Origin of the sequence: Marinobacterium litorale DSM 23545 (genome assembly GCF_000428985.1) — a bacterium.
Classification (GTDB): domain Bacteria; phylum Pseudomonadota; class Gammaproteobacteria; order Pseudomonadales; family Balneatricaceae; genus Marinobacterium_D; species Marinobacterium_D litorale.
The window spans coordinates 84,328-101,337 of the sequence record NZ_KE386828.1 but is presented as its reverse complement, the minus strand read 5'-3'; the positions used below and the strand labels follow the sequence as shown (position 1 = coordinate 101,337).

Sequence of the window (17,010 nt, the reverse complement as noted above, 5' to 3'; positions counted from 1 at the left end):
GAGTCTATCACCGGCACCGCCGCCTACGGTTGATCGACTGTAAACGTTAAGTTTCACATCGATCAAACTTAACCCCGCTCACCTCAGGCCAGATCAAACTGATCGCTGGCTTCGGACAAAATATAGCGCCCGATCGGCAGCGCCGATGTGGCAGCCGGGGATGGGGCGTTGCATACGTTAATCGTGCGCCGGGTTTTGACAAACAGGAAGTCATCAACCAGCTTGCCATCCCTGGATACGGCCTGGGCACGAACGCCCGCCGGGTAAGGCTTGAGGTCAGCCTTGGTCAGACTGGGACAGTATTTCTGCACCTCTTTAAGATAACCGCCCTTAAACAACGAGTTCTTCAGCTCGATCAATCCCGGCTTGAGATTTTTCTGCAACACCTTGCGGATACCAGCGTAACCCAGGGTTTCCAAACTGTCTTTCAGGGAGATATCGCTCTTGCGGTACCCTTCCCGTTTCCAGGCCAGTACGGCGTTAGGGCCAACAGTGACGGTGCCATCAATCATTCGCGTCAGATGCACCCCCAGGAAAGGCATGGATGGATCGGGAATCGGGTAAATCAGATGATTGACGATCCGGTTATGCTGCTCCGGCAGCAGGTAGTATTCGCCACGGAACGGACAGATCTGGAATTGTGGTTCCAGGCCCAGCATCCGGACCACGCGATCCGCCATCAATCCGGAGCAGGAGATCAGGTACCGGGCGCTAAAGTCACCTTGTGTGGTTTGTGCACTGACTTCGCTGTCGGACTCGCGCAGCCCCGTCACTTCCGTGTTAAAGCGAATCTCCCCGCCACGCTCAATGATCTTGCGCGCCATCGCTTCAGTCACCTCTCGATAGCTGACGATGCCACTGGAAGGGACGAAAATCCCGCCAATCCCGGTGATATTGGGTTCCCGTTCGCTCAGCTCGTCGGCATTGAGCCAGTGGCGCTCCAGCCCGTTGGCTTCGGTGCGCTGCCAAAGCGCCTTCATCCGTTCCAGCTCAAGGTCGTTGGTGGCCACCAGGAGCTTGCCGCACTCGTCGTAACGAATACCGTTCTCCTGACAAAACTCCTTGGTATTGCGGTTACCCTCCAGACAGAACTTCGCTTTCAAACTCCCCGGTGTGTAGTACACCCCCGCATGAATAACGCCGGAGTTATGCCCGGTCTGGTGATGCGCCGGTCCCGACTCTTTCTCCAGCACCAGAATCTTTTTGTCGGGATAGCGTCCGAGCAGCTGCATGGCCGTGGACATACCGACGATGCCACCACCAATGATAAGAAAATCGTACATTCTGACCTCTGTAAGCGGAAAAACCATCGGCATCACTGCCGATGGTTTCTGGATGATAACGTGTGCGCGCAGCGGATACAGCCGGATTACTGCTTGGGATTACGCAGTGTCTTGGCGTGGCTGAAGTAACCGCGCTGACGCATCAGCTCGCGGCGCAGTCCCGGATGTGCGGTAAACTTGTCGCGACCGTGGAGCCAGAAATGGTTATTGATCAACAGAAAGCTACCCACCGGCACGCGCACTGAAACGATGGCCCGGCTGCTCTCAAGCGACTCGGAAAGATCGGTCAGCCAGTTGCCCTCTTCGTCATCCTTGGGCTGAACAAACTGATCGATATACGACATGATCGGTTTACCGCTACGATCGATATCAAACACCGAGTGGTAGATATCTGCCGTGGTGTTTTTGCTCGGCGGCGCCGCCCAGCGCATGGGCTGGTAAGCCAGCGGATTGCTGCTGAACGTGTCGAGATCTTCCCAGTCGTCCAGATGCAGCAGCAGTGAATTGCCGCCTTCCATATTCTGCTCATCGATTTTCAACATCAGCACATAGTCGGTGTCCTGATCCACGTAGGTGCCGTCATTGTGCAGCTCCATCACACGATGCGCCTGGCGCAGGTAACTGTCTGAGTTGTCCTCATTCTGGACCACAAAGCGGGCATAGTACTGACCACTCATGGCATCGAAGTTGGAGCGACCAAACAGGTGGGCAACCGCCGTAGTGAAACGCACCATGTCCTCTGCCTGCTCAACACCATCAAGCCCTTCCGGCGTAATCAGCAGCGCACCACTATTGCGATCAGCCAATGTTTCAATCAGCAGCGGCTGAAGCTGGTTATCACAGAGATCGTCAAGGATCTTACCCACCCGAAACCGCAGCATCGACTTGTACTCGAGCGCTTGCACAGGCCAGGGCGCAATCGCGTTCAGGAAGGCATCAACCACAGACTTTTCGAAACGCAGCTCAAGCAGACGGGGACTGAGCTCGGAGGTTTCCAGAGAGAAGCCGGAGGTATTGGATTCGATTTTTTGGGCAGCTAGAGACATGACATTCCTCTTTCTTATCGGCGTTAAATCGCAGCGGAGCGATCGGGGCAGCAGCGCCGGCGAGCGCAATATTTATTTTTTATAAAAATATCTACATTTTTATAAAACGTCAACAAAATTGAACTTTTGCTGCATTATTCCTCTGCCCGCTATAATCCAGCCTCTTCTCAGGATCAGCAGGGTTGGTATGACCGGAACGGGAACCGAGGAAAAAAGTAATCTGGCCGACATCGCCTATGTGCAGTTAAAGCGGGATATCACCGAAGGTGTCTTCAGGCCGGGTGATAAGCTCCTGATGAGCGCGCTGCGTGAGCGCTATGATATTGGAGCCGGCCCCATGCGGGAGGCGCTATCCCGCCTGGTGGCGGAGCGCCTGGTGACTGCAGCCAGCCAACGGGGGTTCCGGGTTGCGACCATGTCGATTGACGAACTCCGGGATATTTACTTTGCGCGCGCCCAGCTCGAAGCCCTGATTACCGAGCTGGCCGTGCAGAAAGGGGGTGATAGCTGGGAGGCGGGCATCATCGCCGCCGCGCACACCCTGTCCCGAGTCACCGAGATACACGCGCCGGAAGAGATGCTCACCCTCTGGGATAGCCGTCATAAAGCGTTTCACCTGGCCATTGCCAGTGGCTGCGGTTCCCCCAAGCTGCTGGAGTTACGTGAAACCATGCTTGATCAGGCGGAGCGCTATCGCCAGCTCTGGTTGCGGGAGATGGTCTTCTCCAGCGAAGCACTGGAGCGTAAACGGGAAGAGCATCGCGTGTTGGTGGATAAACTGTTATCCGGCAAAAGCACCGAGGCCCGCCAGGAGATGTTCGAGCATATGATGAACCCGATCCCGATTATCACCGAGATCCTGTGTCAGCGCGGGATTAGATAAAAAACAATAACCGTACGTCCTGTACATAACCGCTCCTGCGCATCCATGCGCTCGCGGAATACCGCGTGTCATCGCTGTCGATCAGCAGGCGCAGTTCTGCGCATCCATGCGCTCGCGGAATACCGTACCTCCTGCACATAAAAAAACCGGGTTTCCCTGCGGAGCGGAAACCCGGTAAAGCACGATGTGCACGGCTCAAGCGCGACGGCGATCAGAGCATGCCTGCACACCAGGGGTGATGAGGACCCGTGTTACTCAGCCAAACATCTCACGAGCGATACCGCTCAGCGTTTCCACGATCTGATCGATGTGGGGCTTTTCGATGATCAGCGGTGGCGAGAAGGCAATGATGTCGCCGACAGCGCGTACTGAGAGGCCTTTCTCGTAGCAGCGCTGCATGATCTTGGGGCCCACCAGAGAACCGTCCGGCGCTGCAAACTGAACCGCACCGATCAACCCGCAGTTTCGGGCATCGACGATACCCGGCTCGCCCTTCAGCGAGTGCAGGCCCGCCTGCCAGTATTCCCCGATCTCACCGCTGGCACGTTCCAGCAGCCCTTCCTGCTCGTAGATATCCAGCGTTGCCAGACCCGCCGCACAGGAGACCGGATGAGCGGAATAGGTATACCCGTGGAAGAACTCGATCGTGTTCTCCGGTGCCGCATTCACGACGGTGTCGTAGATTTCATCGCGCACAAACACGGCGCCAAGCGGTGCCACACCGTTGGTAATACCCTTGGCGGAGGTGATCATGTCCGGCTCAACATCAAACTTCTGTGAGGCGAACGGAGCACCCAGGCGTCCCCAACCGGTGATCACTTCATCAAAGATCAGCAACACATCATGGCGCGTACAGATCTCGCGCAGCTTCTTCAGGTAGCCGATCGGCGGCAGAACAACGCCCCCCGCACCCGAAACCGGTTCCACAATCACAGCTGCGATGCTGTCCGGGTCGTGGAACTGCAGCAGGTTCTCAAGCTGATCCGCTTTTTCCAGGCCGTGTTCCGGCAGCCCCTGGCTGAACGCATTGCGTTCCACATCCAGAGTATGAGGCAGGTGATCAACAGGCAGCAGCGGGCCGAAACCTTTGCGGTTCGGTGTCAGGCCGCCGACGGAGATACCGCCAAAGTTCACACCGTGGTAGCCCTTTTCGCGGCCGATAAAACGATACTTCCCTTTTTTACCGCGGGCATTCTGGTAAGCCAGTGCGATTTTCAGGGCACTTTCCACCGCCTCCGAGCCTGAGTTGGCGAAGAAGACGCGGTTCAGGTTTTCGGGCGTGTACTTAACCAGACGCTCGGCAAACTCGAAGCCGATATCATGGCCCAGGTTAAACGGGGAGCTGTAGTCCAGCTTGACCGCCTGAGCTGCCATTGCCTCGGCAATCCGGGTGCGGCCATGACCGGCGTTGACGCACCACAGGCCTGCGGTGGCATCGAGGATTTTTTCACCTTTGTCGTTATACAGCCAGACGCCCTCGGCACGCTCGATAATACGCGGCGCCGCTTTGAAGGCCCGGTTGGCCGTAAACGGCATCCAGAAGTGATCCATGCTTTGGTAGTTCTTCATTGTACTGACCTGTCATTCGCGTTGGGTTCACGGACACGACTTTGTTATCCGTTCATGAACGTATGGAATCGAGTGTAGGCTGCGGATGACAGCGCGAAAAACCTCGCCGCATAAAAGCCCAGGTTTATCCGCATCAAACTTTCGTCCCAAGTCTCGCCGCTACGTTAATTGAGGCCGCTGTTTCTGTTTTTCCCTGTGGTAGGATGGCGTTTAAAAACCGGAGCTTCCCCAGATCATGTCCCAACGCAAGTACTGGCTCGGCCAGGTCGGCGATTTCGAGATCAAGCAACTCAAGGTTTTCACCACGGTGGTGCAGTGCGGCGGTTTCTCGGCCGCCGAAACCGAGCTCAACATCACCCGCTCTACCATCAGCATTCATATCGCCAATCTGGAAGCACGACTCAACCTCAAGCTCTGCCAGCGTGGCCGTGCCGGTTTTGCCCTCACCGAAGAGGGGCGCGTCATTTATGAAGCGGCACAGCGGCTGTTTGGCTCGGTGGAGGAGTTCCGGTCAACCGTCAACAACCTTAACGCAACGCTGTCGGGCGACCTGCGCCTGATCTTTTCCGATACGGTCAGCGGCGATCCGAGGCTGGGGCTGCCCGACCTGATCAACCGGGTGAATGAACTGGCGCCCGATGTCTACATCACCGTTGACGTGGCCTCCATGTCGGAGATCGAGCAGATGGTGATCAACGAGGAGGCCGAAGTCGGCTTTGTGCCGATTCATCGGCAGATCGAAGGACTGGACTACATTCACCTGTTCACCGACATCTGCCGCCTGTATTGCCACCAGCGCCATCCACTGTTCAACGTCCCGGACAAGGAGCTCACGGCCGCCTTGATCGATGAACAACCGTTTGTGCAGGCGGGCTTAAAACCCCATCGCGACGCGGCGCGCCTGATCGAGCAGATGGAACTGCGCGCCACCGCCTACTACTATGAAACCCGGCTGGCACTGATCCGGTCCGGACGGTACACCGGCTTCCTGCCCGAGTTTTATGTCGCCAATGAAACCGAGCCCGGTGAGCTGCGGGCACTACAGCCCGACGCCCATCACTATCGACTGGACCTGGGTGCGATCGTGCGCAAGTCAGCGCGTCCCAACAAGGCAAGAGACCTTTTCATCTCGCTACTGGAGGAAAAACTGACAGAATCTGCGCCTGATTAGCCCGAAGCCCGGAAATTAGTCGATAAAAAGTAAAACCTGCCTGTACCGGCAATTTTTATCTGTGTAATAATCAGACGGTTGTCCAACTTGCTAACCATCAGTGGCCCGACCGGGTCCACAGACGAATGGATGAAGGGGAAAAGAACAATGGTGAAACGCTTCAGCAAGACCCTGATTGCAGCCGCGACTGCACTGGCTATCAGCGGCGCCGCCCAGGCGGAAACTCTGAAAATCGCGCTGGCAGGCCCGGCCACCGGCCCTGTCGCTCAATACGGTGACATGCAGAAGATCGGCGTAACGGCCGCTATCGATTACCTGAATGCCAATGGCGGCATCAACGGTATGGATGTGGAAGGCGTTATTTATGACGACGCCTGCGACCCGAAACAAGCGGTCGCTGTTGCCAACAAGATCATCAATGACGGCATCATGCACGTTGTGGGTCACCTCTGCTCCAGCTCCACCGAACCCGCCTCCGATATCTATGAAGAGGAAGGCGTGCTGATGATTACCGCCGCTTCCACTTCTCCGAGCATCACTGAAAAAGGTTACGACCTGATTTTCCGTACCATCGGTCTGGACAGCCTGCAGGGCTCACTGGCTGCCGATTACATCTCCGGCACCGTCAAGCCTGAGCGTATCGCGGTCATTCACGACAAGCAGCAGTACGGTGAAGGTCTGGCGACTACGGTGCGTGACGCACTGGTAGATGCCGGAATCGAGCCGGTCATGTTTGAAGGTGTAACAGCCGGTGACAAAGACTTCTCCGCCCTGATCGCCAAACTGCAAAAAGCCGACGTGGACTTCGTTTACTACGGTGGTTACCACCCGGAGCTGGGCCTGATCCTGCGTCAAAGCATGGAGAAGGGCTTTGAAGCTCAGTTCATGGGCCCTGAAGGTATCGTAAACTCTGACCTGGCCAAGATCGCCGGCGAAGCGGTAGAAGGTGTTCTCGCTACCGCACCGAAGAGCTTCGATCAAAACCCGGAAAACGCAGAGCGCGTTGCAGCCATTAAAGAAAAGGGTGAAGATCCCACCGGTCCTTTCGTATTCCCGGCTTATGCCGCTGTACAGGTGATGGCGAGCACCATCGAAGCGATCGACAGCACCGATCCCATCGCCATGGCTGAGTACATGAAAGCCAACAGCTTCGATACCGCCATCGGTACCGTCAAGTACAACGAAGCAGGTGACCTGACAGAGTCCACCTTCCTCGTGTACGAACTGCACGCTGACGGTTCAAAAACTGCCGCTCAGTAATCCCTGACGGTTCCTCACTGAACTCAATACCCCTGCGCCTTCGGCCAGGGGTATCTGTTTATCTACTGGTAATGTATCGATGACTGAAGCCAGCCTTTATTTTCTGCAGCAGATCATCAATGGACTGACTATCGGCTCGACTTATGCCCTGATCGCCATTGGCTACACAATGGTCTACGGCATCATTGGCATGATCAACTTCGCTCACGGCGAGATCTATATGATCGGCTCCTATGTCGCGTTTATCGTGATCACGGGCCTGCTGGGCATGGGCATGGTCGCCCTTCCCGTTGTTCTATTTATCGCCCTAGTGGTGGCCATGGTTGTGGCCAGCAGTTACGGCTGGGCCATCGAGCGGGTCGCCTACCGACCATTGCGCGGTTCCAATCGCTTGATCGCCCTGATTTCGGCAATCGGCATGTCCATATTCCTGCAGAACTATGTGGTTCTGGCCCAGGGATCCCGGGATGTCGCCATGCCGCCGCTGGTCTCCGGCTCTCTGGTCGAGTTCGGCTCTCTGGAAACCTTCCAGGTCACTATCTCCTGGATGCAGTTGCTGATCTGGGTGGTCACCCTGATCTCGATGACGGTACTGACGCTGTTCATCTCCCGATCCCGGATGGGCCGAGCCTGTCGCGCCTGTGCCGAAGATATCGGCATGACCAACCTGCTGGGAATCGACACCAACCGCATCATCGCCATGACCTTTGTGATTGGTGCCGCACTCGCTGCTGTTGCAGGCCTGCTGCTTGGGCTCTATTACGGCGTCGTGAATCCATTTATCGGGTTTATCGCGGGTCTTAAAGCTTTCACGGCAGCGGTTCTGGGTGGTATCGGCTCAATTCCAGGTGCCATGCTGGGGGGCCTGATTCTGGGCGTGACCGAAGCGCTCACCGCCGCTTATTTCCCGTCTGAATACAAAGATGTGGTGGCTTTCAGTCTGCTGGTGCTGATTCTTCTGTTCCGGCCCACCGGCATTCTGGGTAAACCGGAGGTGGAGAAAGTCTGATGCGCGGAACTTTGTACAATGCCGTTTTTGCAGCCGGTATCACCCTGGTACTGACCTGTCTGATGCTGGGCGTCCAACTGAACGCGGAAGGCACAGCCCTCACTGTTCAGGGTGCCGATGCAGAGCGCTGGATCTGGATTATCGCCGGTATCGCACTGGTCTTCTTCGTTCAGCTGTTTTCACCGCAGATTGATGCGTTTTTCGGCCGGATGCCCAAACCCAACCTGGCCGCCCTCAAGCCGGAAGAATCCAAATGGCGTGTTATCAAGCCCTGGGCGTTCTCGGCGCTGATCGTCGGGATGCTGATCTGGCCGTTCATGGTGTCCCGGGGCGCTGTCGATCTGGCTACGCTGACGCTGATCTACATCATGCTGGGCCTGGGCCTCAATATCGTTGTGGGTCTGGCCGGCCTTCTCGATCTGGGCTATGTGGCCTTCTACGCGGTGGGCGCGTACACCTACGCCCTGCTGTCGGAATACTTCGGACTCTCGTTCTGGGTCTGTCTGCCGATCGCCGCCATGCTTGCCGCCTTCTTTGGCTTTATTCTCGGCTTCCCGGTCCTGCGCCTGCGGGGCGACTATCTGGCGATCGTCACGTTGGGCTTTGGTGAAATCATCCGTATCCTGCTCAATAACTGGACCGACCTGACCGGTGGCCCCAACGGTATCTCCGGTATCGAAAAGCCAACCCTGTTCGGGCTTGAGTTCAGCCGACGGGTCAGCGAGGGCTCGCAGAGTTTCCACGAGTTCTTCGGGATCGATTACGACAGCAGCCAGAAGGTAATCTTCCTCTATCTGATCGCCGTGGTACTGGTACTGATCGTGCTTTACCTGATCAATCGGTTGATGCGGATGCCGATCGGCCGCGCCTGGGAGGCGCTGCGTGAAGATGAGATCGCCTGTCGCTCATTGGGCCTGAACCGTACCGTGATCAAACTCTCCGCGTTCACGCTGGGTGCATCTACGGCCGGTTTCGCCGGGTGTTTCTTTGCCGCGCGTCAGGGCTTTATCAGCCCGGAATCGTTCATCTTTATCGAATCAGCAATCATTCTGGCCATTGTGGTTCTGGGCGGCATGGGCTCTCAGGTGGGCGTGATCTGTGCGGCCATCGTGATGACGATTTTGCCGGAGTTGGCCCGCGAGTTTTCCGAGTACCGGATGCTGATGTTCGGTCTGCTGATGGTACTGATGATGCGCTGGCGTCCCCAGGGCCTGGTGCCGATGAAGCGTCCCCACCTGGAGTTGAAACAACAATGAGTCAGTTACTGCTTGATGTAAACGAGCTGACCATGCGCTTCGGTGGTCTGCTCGCGGTTAACGAGGTCAATCTGAAGGTCAAAAACCGTCAGATCGTATCCATCATCGGCCCCAACGGGGCCGGTAAAACTACGGTCTTTAACTGCCTGTCCGGCTTCTATATCCCGACGGATGGCAGCATTCTGTTTCGCGGTGAGCAACTCGCCGGACTCAAGGATTTCCAGATCTCCCGCAAAGGGCTGGTGCGCACGTTTCAGCACGTGCGTCTGTTCAAACGGATGACCGTGATCGAGAACATGCTGGTGGCTCAGCACCGCCACCTCAACACCAACCTGCTCTCCGGCATGCTCAAAACCCCGGGGTACAAACGGTTGGAGCAGGAAGCGATGGACCGGGCGATCTACTGGCTGGAAGAGGTCGATCTGCTTGAGCACGCCAACCGTGAGGCGGGATATCTGGCTTACGGTCAGCAGCGCAAGCTGGAGATCGCACGCTGCATGGTAACTCAGCCGGAGCTTCTGATGCTGGATGAGCCCGCTGCGGGCCTCAACCCCAAGGAAACCAAGGAGCTGGATGAACTGATCATCCGACTGCGGGATGAGCATGAGATATCCGTGCTGCTGATCGAGCACGATATGGGCCTGGTCATGGGAATCTCCGATCACATCTACGTGATCGCGCAGGGCACCCCACTGGCGGATGGGTCGCCGATGGATGTCAAAGAGAATCCCGATGTTATTAAAGCCTACCTGGGGGAGAGCTAAACATGCTTGAACTCAAAAATGTAAATACACACTACGGCCAGATCCAGGCTCTCCATGACGTTTCAATCACCGTTAATCAGGGTGAGATCGTCACGCTGATCGGTGCCAACGGGGCCGGAAAAACCACATTGATGATGACCGTCTGCGGTTCGCCTCAGGCGTCGTCCGGTGAGATTTTGTTCGAGGGCGAGACAATTGCCCAGATGCCCACCTCCTTGATCATGCGCAAGGGACTGGCCGTGGTACCGGAAGGCCGGCGCATTTTCCCGGGGCTGACCGTGGCCGAAAACCTGCACATGGGGGCTTACTTCAGTGACAAGTCCACCTACGAAGCTCAGCTACAGCATGTTCTGGGACTGTTTCCCCGGCTGCAGGAGCGTTACCACCAACGCGGCGGCACCATGTCCGGGGGCGAGCAGCAGATGCTGGCGATCGGCCGGGCATTAATGAGCCATCCTCGACTGCTTCTGCTGGACGAACCATCACTGGGGCTGGCCCCCATCATCATTCAGCAGATATTCGAAATCATCGAAAAACTGCGGGATGAAGGGGTGACGATATTTCTCGTCGAACAGAACGCGCACCAGGCACTGAAAATCGCTGACCGGGGCTACGTGCTGGAGAATGGTCGTGTGGTCATGAGCGATACCGGTGAAGCGCTCTTGACGCATGATGCGGTTCGTAAAGCCTACCTGGGCGGCTAGCCCCCTGACCGGTGGCCAGGAAGGCCGCCGGTCACACCCCATATAAGACCACCGCTGTCATCGTAACCTGCTACTATTAAATTTCGCATCTGCACACAGATACTCGACCGGGCAGGTCGTATTCATTCACATTGGTAAGGACGGAGTCTGACCGTGCGCCTGATCGTTATTTCCCTCTCTGCCCTGTTTATCAGTCTGATGCTGGTCATCAGCGGTAATGCTTATCTTCTGACCTATCTCGGTGTCCGCCTTGGTGCCGAAGGCGTCCCGCCCACCCAGGTGGGTTTCGTCATGGTCTGCTACTCGATCGGCTTCGCCGTGGGCTCGCATTACTGCACCAGTCTGGTGGCCAAGGTTGGCCATATCCGGACTTTCGCCGCATTCGCGGCGCTGACCGCCATGGCCTCGATCAGCTACCCACTGCTCGACTCGGTCTACTTCTGGGCGCTTTTACGGTTTGTGGGGGGCATTACCGCTGCGGGCCTGTACGTGATTATCGAGAGCTGGTTCAGCGCTGTCGCAACCAACAACAACCGCGCCACCCTGTTCGCGCTGTATCAAGTGGCTGCGTATGGTTCCTCAACGCTGGCTCAGCTATCGGTGGGCTACAGCGAAACCACAAGTCCGGTACCCTTTACCGCCGCGGGCCTGGTGCTGCTCGCGGCAATCATTCCGCTGACGCTGTCGCGGATGCAATCCCCGGTTATCGAGCCCGGTCCTAAGATGTCATTGCTCGCACTCTACCGAGAGGCACCCTTGGGCCTGACCTGCGCCTTCACCGGCGGCATTATGCTGGGCAGCTACTACTCCCTGGCACCGCTGTTTGGCAGCCTGACACAGATGAGCATCGCTCAGGTCTCACAGGTCATGACCGCCTCTGTATTAACCGCCCTGCTGCTGGCCTGGCCCATCGGTTGGATCTGTGACCGGGTTCAGCGCAGCTCGGTGATGCTGGTTATAACGATTGTTGGCTCGTTCATCAGCATCGGCGTGGCACTCACCGTAGACCTGCCTTTTATCCTCAGACTGATACTGATGGCCGCGCTACTGGGTCTACTCTCTCTGGTCAATTCGCTATCCGTTGCACTCACCCATGACCGCATCGACAGCAGCGCCCGAGTGGCAGCGAGCTCGGCGTTGATGCTGAGCTACGGCATCGGCAGCATTATCGGCCCGGTGGCCGGTTCCATGCTGATGGAAGCATTCCAACCGGCAACCATGTTTATCGGCTTTGCGATCCTGCTGGTCCTGCTCACAATCTACGTCCGTTATCGTCAGAAGCTGATGCCGCCTATTCCGGTCACCGCCCAGGAACATTATGTGGCGACGATGCCGGAAACCCAGGTATCCCGGGAGTTCGACCCTCGCCTGGATGTGGAGGAAGAGAAATCCAGTACCATTGAGGATATCTTCCCGGACGAGTGGGTTGAAGCCTGGGGGGATGATGCCTCTAAAGAGGAGAAGAAAACACCCGAACATGAGCTGTCTGCGGCCGGCGAGGATATCGAGGTAGGCGGAGAGATGATTGGTATGCCGGAAGTGGAAGCGTCGGAATGGGAGCGCCGCCGAAGCGAAAGGGAACAGCCGTCGACGTCAGACGTCCCGGGCGCGGAAGCACCTGCCGAGTCCTCCCCTGAGCTAAAACAGCATGAGGACGAAGACAGATCCAAACGCTGATACCCAAACACTCATCCCTCGAAGCCCGGCACTGTCCGGGCTTTTTTTGCAAGAAAATAAAAAACCGCCTGTAAGGATTCGATTTCTCCTGCGACTCAGTTCACAGGAAGCGGCTTTGACGCGCTTCTGGAATCGGAAAGTTCAATCAGGAGAAAGATCATGTCTGTTACACGCATTCAATCCAAAAGCGCCGCCACATCACTCGCATTCGCCATGGGCGCGGCACTGGGCCTGACCTCTGTACATGTCTCTGCCGACAATCACGGCATGGATAAGGAGATGGAGAAGTGCTACGGCGTGGCACTCAAGGGCCAAAACGACTGCAAAGCGGGTCCCGGTACGACCTGTGCGGGCACTTCAAAGCGGGACCATCAGGGCAATGCCTGGAAACTGGTTCCGGCTGGCACCTGCACCCAGATGGAGTCCAAGACCTCTCCCACCGGGCATGGGCAACTGGAAGCCTTTGAAGAAACCATGTCTTAATCAGACTCAATCAAGGCCCGGTCTCGGACCGGGCCCGAGGTTTCCCTATGAATAACCTTGCTGCCAGCCCTCCGGTCATACAGGTTACCCGCCCAGCCTCGCGTCTGGACTCCGTTGGTATCGGTCTCAAACCGGAACACTTTGAGGCCATCCTGACCCAGCGCCCGCCGCTGCAGTTCGTGGAAGTCCATGCCGAAAACTATATGATGGCCGGGGGCCCCGGTCACCACTACCTGAGCCGGATTCATGAACACTATCAGCTCTCCGTCCACGGTGTGGGGCTATCGATCGGGGGCGACGCGGATCTGGATATAGCTCACCTCAAGCGGCTCAGCGAACTCCTGGAGCGCCATCAACCAGAATGTTTCTCCGAACACCTGGCCTGGTCCACCCACAGCGGCTGTTTTCTGAACGACCTGCTCCCGGTGCCCTACACACAGGCGCGTCTGCAGCAGGTCTGTGACCATATCGACCAGACTCAAACGTACCTGAAGCGTCAGATGCTGCTGGAGAATCCTGCCACATACCTCCAGTACCGATCTTCGCAGATGGCGGAAACCGAATTCATCAACGAGGTCCTTCAGCGCACCGGCTGCGGCTTGCTACTCGATATAAACAATGTCTATGTCAGCTGCATCAATCACGGCTGGAACAGCGCGCATTACATAAACGCTCTGCCGCTGGACCGTATCGGAGAGATACATCTGGCGGGCTTCAGTCGTGACCAGGATGACCTGGGCGCTCCACTCTTAATCGACAGCCATGATGCGCCAGTCGCGAAGGCGGTCTGGACACTCTACCGACAGACACTTGAGCGTTGCGGCCCAAAACCGACATTGATTGAGCGCGATGGCAATCTGCCCTCTCTGACAACGCTGGCAGACGAGGCACTGCAGGCCGCCAGTATACAGCGTGACCTGCATCGGGAGCCGGCGCTATGAACACTGTCAGTCAAACATTCACAAGCGCACTCCTCGACCCCGAACAGCCGCCGCCCGGCGATCTGTGCAGCTGGAACAGCACGTCTGTAACACAGCGTTTTAACGTGTATCGCAACAACGTGGTGGTCTCCCTGATTGACGCCCTGAGTGCACGCTTCGAAGTGACCCTGCAACTGGTCGGTACTCCGTTTTTCCGGGCCATGGCCCTGGCTTTTGTCGACCAGGCGCTGCCCAAAACACCGATCCTGTCCGAGTACGGCGCAGCCTTTCCTGACTTTATTAGCAGCTTCGAGCCAGCCGTAAGCCTTCCCTATCTTGCCGATGTAGCGAGGCTGGAGTGGCTCCGGGGCGTCGCCTACGATGCCGCCGACGCCGCCCCGCTCTCAGAAGATGAGGGTATCTCAAGGCTTAATGAAATCAGTGTGGACGCAACCGTGACTGTGGGCTTTCACCCTTCAGCTCAAATCTATCGGTCGGCGTTTGCCAGTGTTTCAATCTGGGCCGCACATCATGGACGAGGCTCCCTGTCATCGATTCAGTTGCAGCGCGCCCAGGCTGCACTGATCGTGCGCCCAGCCATGGAGGTACTGGTACTGCCGCTCTCTGGCACTGATGTCGACCGGATCGAGACGCTGCACGCGGTAAAAGAGACCCGGTTAACACCCTCCACTCGTTCACTGCTACTACACCTGCTCTCACAAGGCGCGCTGACCTCAATTCAGCCCATCCAAAGGTAGCCCTTATGAACGCTGTAACATTGATAAAAACTGCGCACCGCACGCTCGCCAGCATACCCGAGACGCTGATTCTGCTGCTTGCGCGATTCTCTATCGCAGCCATCTTCTGGACCTCAGGACAGACCAAAATACAGGGGTTCGCCGTCGATGTGGTGGCCGGGCGTTTCGAGCTGGGCTGGCCCAGCTTCGCACCCTCAACGCTGTTTCTGTTTCGTGAGGAGTACGCACTGCCTCTGATCCCGGTGGAATGGGCTGCAACCCTGGCCACCCTGGCCGAGCACATATTCCCACTTCTGTTACTGGCCGGATTTGCCACCCGGTTCTCGGCGCTGGCCCTGCTTATAATAACCGCAGTGATTCAACTGTTTGTATACCCCGGTGCCTATCCAACCCACGGTGTCTGGGCCACCGTATTGCTGTTGCTGATGACACGGGGTGCCGGAGCCGTTTCTCTGGATCACTGGCTAGCACGCCGCTGCAAGGGATATTGATAGATCTGGCGACAACCTCGAAAAACTGCAACTCTCTGTTCTTATTGAGCCGATTGACGGTGCGGTCAATTCGCGCCATCTTGGTTGAGTTAAAGTTTCAAGATCTCCAGCATGGGGCCTGACGCGGGACTGCGTCGGGCCCCTTTTTATTGGCGTATTTACCCAACGCCTGTTATATACCTGACGGATGGAGCCTTCCCTTGCTGGTACCGGCAGCCTACCTCACGGTCGTGATTATCTGGTCCACGACGCCGATCACTATTGCCTGGAGCGGCGAAAGCATCGACCCGGTTGCTGCGGCCGGGTTGCGGATGCTGCTGGCGGCCAGTGTTGGCTGGGTGATTCTCAAGCTGCGCGGCCAACGTCTGCCGATGACGGGGGTGTCGTTCAAGTCCTACGGCTGTGCCACCCTGGGGGTATATGGGGCCATGTGCAGTGTGTACCTGGCCGCACGTTTCATACCGTCGGGGCTGATATCGGTTCTGTTTGGCTTGGCCCCCATTCTATCGGCTCTTTTTAGCCGCCTGCTGTTTAACGAAGAGCGTTTTCCACCCTACCGCTGGATTGCCTGCCTGCTCGCTCTTGGGGGGCTGGCGGTGATTTTCCGCGATGATGTAATCGTCGGCCCCGACAGCCTGCCAGGGCTTTTACTGCTGGTACTGGGCGTCTCCCTGTTCAGCCTGAGCGGCGTGCTGGTTAAACAGCAGAACGCCGGACTGGATCCCCTGGCGCAAACGGTGGGTGCTTTGTTGCTATCCATCCCCTGTTACGCGTTAACCTGGTATCTGATGGGGGCAAACTGGCAACCGCTAGACCCGGCCAGCCGCTCGTTCTGGTCCGTGATTTATCTGGCACTGATCGGTTCATTGCTGGGCTTTGTATCTTATTTCTTTGTGCTCAAGCACCTTCATGCCAGCACCGTGGCGCTTGTCACCCTGATGACTCCGGTATTCGCCCTGTTGATCGGCCACCTGTTCAATGATGAGCCGCTCAGCCAGGGGCTTTATCTGGGAGCCGGTTTTACCCTGGCAGGGTTGGGCCTTTTCTTCTTCGGCCATCGACTTCCGAGCCACACAATCCCAAGAGCCCGTCTTTAGACCAAGATCAACACATACGGGCTATCATTTCCGAAAAGCGGGGTATACTGAGGGGACCGACTGGCTGCAAGGACACCGATAACAATGAAGCAGCTCACTTTGATTCGCCATGCCAAATCGAGCTGGGACAACCCCGACCTGCGCGATTTTGACCGACCACTCAACCCCCGCGGAGAACGCGACCTGCCGCTGATGGCCGCGCGCGTAAAGGCGATGGGCCTGATCCCCGGGCGCCTCTACTACAGTGGCGCCACTCGCACAGCTGTTACCGCACGTTCACTGGCGCAAACGCTGAACCTGGCGGATGAACGGTGCATGGCTATTCCAGAAATGTACGAGGCCTGCTGGGAGACATTACTCAACCTGCTTCAGGGGCAGCCTGACTCGCTCTCCAGTATTCTGCTGGTAGGGCATAACCCCGGTCTCGCGGAGCTGGGTGCTTATCTTAGCGCAACGCCGACTCCACATTTTCCGACCTCCGCGGTTCAGCACCTGATGCTGAACGTACTCGGTTGGAGTGAGCTCTCGGAGGGGTGTGGAGCGGTTCAATGGTTTGATTATCCCAAATTGCATACCTAGTCGTTGCACAGGCCCACCTGCGCGAGTCGGGCCGCTTCCGGTAAACTAGCGACTCCTGTC

The 17,010-nt window shown here is 57.1% G+C and carries 17 protein-coding genes; 14 read left to right on the top strand and 3 right to left on the bottom strand.

Going from position 1 to position 17,010, the window contains the following annotated elements; all coding sequences use genetic code 11:
• Window positions 1–83 precede the first annotated feature (83 nt).
• Complete coding sequence (lhgO, locus tag G403_RS0120930) at window positions 84–1,283, bottom strand: L-2-hydroxyglutarate oxidase (protein WP_027855700.1); 1,200 nt, start codon at window positions 1,281–1,283, stop codon at window positions 84–86.
• 86 nt (window positions 1,284–1,369) lie between these two features.
• Window positions 1,370–2,329, bottom strand: coding sequence for a glutarate dioxygenase GlaH (gene glaH, locus G403_RS0120925; protein ID WP_027855699.1), 960 nt, complete (start codon window positions 2,327–2,329; stop codon window positions 1,370–1,372).
• Window positions 2,330–2,516: 187 nt separating this feature from the next.
• On the opposite strand from glaH, the gene csiR reads away from it, so the two are divergent.
• On the top strand, window positions 2,517–3,212 hold the full coding sequence (csiR, locus tag G403_RS0120920) for a DNA-binding transcriptional regulator CsiR (RefSeq protein WP_051299376.1): 696 nt from the start codon (window positions 2,517–2,519) through the stop codon (window positions 3,210–3,212).
• Window positions 3,213–3,467: 255 nt separating this feature from the next.
• Here the strand turns inward: csiR and aptA are convergent, their stop codons facing one another.
• Complete coding sequence (gene aptA / locus G403_RS0120915; protein ID WP_027855697.1) at window positions 3,468–4,781, bottom strand: omega-aminotransferase AptA; 1,314 nt, start codon at window positions 4,779–4,781, stop codon at window positions 3,468–3,470.
• Between the two features lie 235 nt (window positions 4,782–5,016).
• Here aptA and G403_RS0120910 point away from each other — a divergent pair, with 235 nt between their 5' ends.
• The 13 genes from G403_RS0120910 to G403_RS0120850 all read left to right on the top strand — a co-directional run bounded on the left by G403_RS0120910 (window position 5,017) and on the right by G403_RS0120850 (window position 16,950).
• Window positions 5,017–5,952, top strand: a complete 936-nt coding sequence (locus G403_RS0120910; RefSeq protein ID WP_027855696.1) for a LysR family transcriptional regulator — start codon at window positions 5,017–5,019, stop codon at window positions 5,950–5,952.
• Window positions 5,953–6,099: 147 nt separating this feature from the next.
• A complete protein-coding gene (locus tag G403_RS0120905; protein ID WP_027855695.1) occupies window positions 6,100–7,212 on the top strand; it encodes a high-affinity branched-chain amino acid ABC transporter substrate-binding protein in 1,113 nt (370 codons plus the stop codon).
• Between the two features lie 79 nt (window positions 7,213–7,291).
• On the top strand, window positions 7,292–8,221 hold the full coding sequence (gene livH / locus G403_RS0120900; RefSeq protein ID WP_027855694.1) for a high-affinity branched-chain amino acid ABC transporter permease LivH: 930 nt from the start codon (window positions 7,292–7,294) through the stop codon (window positions 8,219–8,221).
• Window positions 8,221–9,477, top strand: coding sequence for a high-affinity branched-chain amino acid ABC transporter permease LivM (locus tag G403_RS0120895; protein WP_027855693.1), 1,257 nt, complete (start codon window positions 8,221–8,223; stop codon window positions 9,475–9,477). The genes livH and G403_RS0120895 overlap by 1 nt, the downstream gene beginning before the upstream one ends.
• A complete protein-coding gene (gene livG / locus G403_RS0120890; protein ID WP_027855692.1) occupies window positions 9,474–10,241 on the top strand; it encodes a high-affinity branched-chain amino acid ABC transporter ATP-binding protein LivG in 768 nt (255 codons plus the stop codon). Before G403_RS0120895 ends, livG begins: the two co-directional genes overlap by 4 nt.
• Before the next feature lie 2 nt (window positions 10,242–10,243).
• On the top strand, window positions 10,244–10,945 hold the full coding sequence (locus tag G403_RS0120885; RefSeq protein WP_027855691.1) for an ABC transporter ATP-binding protein: 702 nt from the start codon (window positions 10,244–10,246) through the stop codon (window positions 10,943–10,945).
• A 153-nt stretch (window positions 10,946–11,098) separates the two neighbouring features.
• Window positions 11,099–12,622 carry an MFS transporter gene (locus tag G403_RS24170; protein WP_051299373.1) on the top strand — a complete coding sequence of 508 codons (1,524 nt, stop codon included), beginning with the start codon at window positions 11,099–11,101 and terminating at the stop codon, window positions 12,620–12,622.
• 159 nt (window positions 12,623–12,781) lie between these two features.
• Entirely contained in the window at window positions 12,782–13,105 is a 324-nt protein-coding gene (locus G403_RS0120875) for a BufA1 family periplasmic bufferin-type metallophore (RefSeq protein ID WP_036234930.1), read from the top strand.
• Between the two features lie 47 nt (window positions 13,106–13,152).
• Window positions 13,153–14,046: an MNIO family bufferin maturase gene (gene bufB, locus G403_RS0120870; RefSeq protein ID WP_084404143.1), complete on the top strand. Its 894-nt coding sequence runs from the start codon at window positions 13,153–13,155 to the stop codon at window positions 14,044–14,046.
• On the top strand, window positions 14,043–14,783 hold the full coding sequence (locus G403_RS0120865; RefSeq protein WP_027855688.1) for an HvfC/BufC N-terminal domain-containing protein: 741 nt from the start codon (window positions 14,043–14,045) through the stop codon (window positions 14,781–14,783). Before bufB ends, G403_RS0120865 begins: the two co-directional genes overlap by 4 nt.
• A gap of 5 nt (window positions 14,784–14,788) precedes the next feature.
• Window positions 14,789–15,274, top strand: coding sequence for a DoxX family protein (locus G403_RS0120860; protein WP_027855687.1), 486 nt, complete (start codon window positions 14,789–14,791; stop codon window positions 15,272–15,274).
• 200 nt (window positions 15,275–15,474) lie between these two features.
• On the top strand, window positions 15,475–16,371 hold the full coding sequence (locus G403_RS0120855; RefSeq protein ID WP_027855686.1) for a DMT family transporter: 897 nt from the start codon (window positions 15,475–15,477) through the stop codon (window positions 16,369–16,371).
• Window positions 16,372–16,455: 84 nt separating this feature from the next.
• Window positions 16,456–16,950 carry a SixA phosphatase family protein gene (locus G403_RS0120850; RefSeq protein WP_027855685.1) on the top strand — a complete coding sequence of 165 codons (495 nt, stop codon included), beginning with the start codon at window positions 16,456–16,458 and terminating at the stop codon, window positions 16,948–16,950.
• The last annotated feature ends 60 nt before the right edge of the window (window positions 16,951–17,010 follow it).

Bases quoted from the DNA above. Each gene is read 5' to 3' on its own strand.
- lhgO (WP_027855700.1), bottom strand. From the start codon at position 1,283: ATGTACGATTTTCTTATCATTGGTGGTGGCATCGTCGGTATGTCCACG.
- glaH (WP_027855699.1), bottom strand. From the start codon at position 2,329: ATGTCTCTAGCTGCCCAAAAAATCGAATCCAATACCTCCGGCTTCTCT.
- csiR (WP_051299376.1), top strand. From the start codon at position 2,517: ATGACCGGAACGGGAACCGAGGAAAAAAGTAATCTGGCCGACATCGCC.
- aptA (WP_027855697.1), bottom strand. From the start codon at position 4,781: ATGAAGAACTACCAAAGCATGGATCACTTCTGGATGCCGTTTACGGCC.
- G403_RS0120910 (WP_027855696.1), top strand. From the start codon at position 5,017: ATGTCCCAACGCAAGTACTGGCTCGGCCAGGTCGGCGATTTCGAGATC.
- G403_RS0120905 (WP_027855695.1), top strand. From the start codon at position 6,100: ATGGTGAAACGCTTCAGCAAGACCCTGATTGCAGCCGCGACTGCACTG.
- livH (WP_027855694.1), top strand. From the start codon at position 7,292: ATGACTGAAGCCAGCCTTTATTTTCTGCAGCAGATCATCAATGGACTG.
- G403_RS0120895 (WP_027855693.1), top strand. From the start codon at position 8,221: ATGCGCGGAACTTTGTACAATGCCGTTTTTGCAGCCGGTATCACCCTG.
- livG (WP_027855692.1), top strand. From the start codon at position 9,474: ATGAGTCAGTTACTGCTTGATGTAAACGAGCTGACCATGCGCTTCGGT.
- G403_RS0120885 (WP_027855691.1), top strand. From the start codon at position 10,244: ATGCTTGAACTCAAAAATGTAAATACACACTACGGCCAGATCCAGGCT.
- G403_RS0120875 (WP_036234930.1), top strand. From the start codon at position 12,782: ATGTCTGTTACACGCATTCAATCCAAAAGCGCCGCCACATCACTCGCA.
- bufB (WP_084404143.1), top strand. From the start codon at position 13,153: ATGAATAACCTTGCTGCCAGCCCTCCGGTCATACAGGTTACCCGCCCA.
- G403_RS0120865 (WP_027855688.1), top strand. From the start codon at position 14,043: ATGAACACTGTCAGTCAAACATTCACAAGCGCACTCCTCGACCCCGAA.
- G403_RS0120860 (WP_027855687.1), top strand. From the start codon at position 14,789: ATGAACGCTGTAACATTGATAAAAACTGCGCACCGCACGCTCGCCAGC.
- G403_RS0120850 (WP_027855685.1), top strand. From the start codon at position 16,456: ATGAAGCAGCTCACTTTGATTCGCCATGCCAAATCGAGCTGGGACAAC.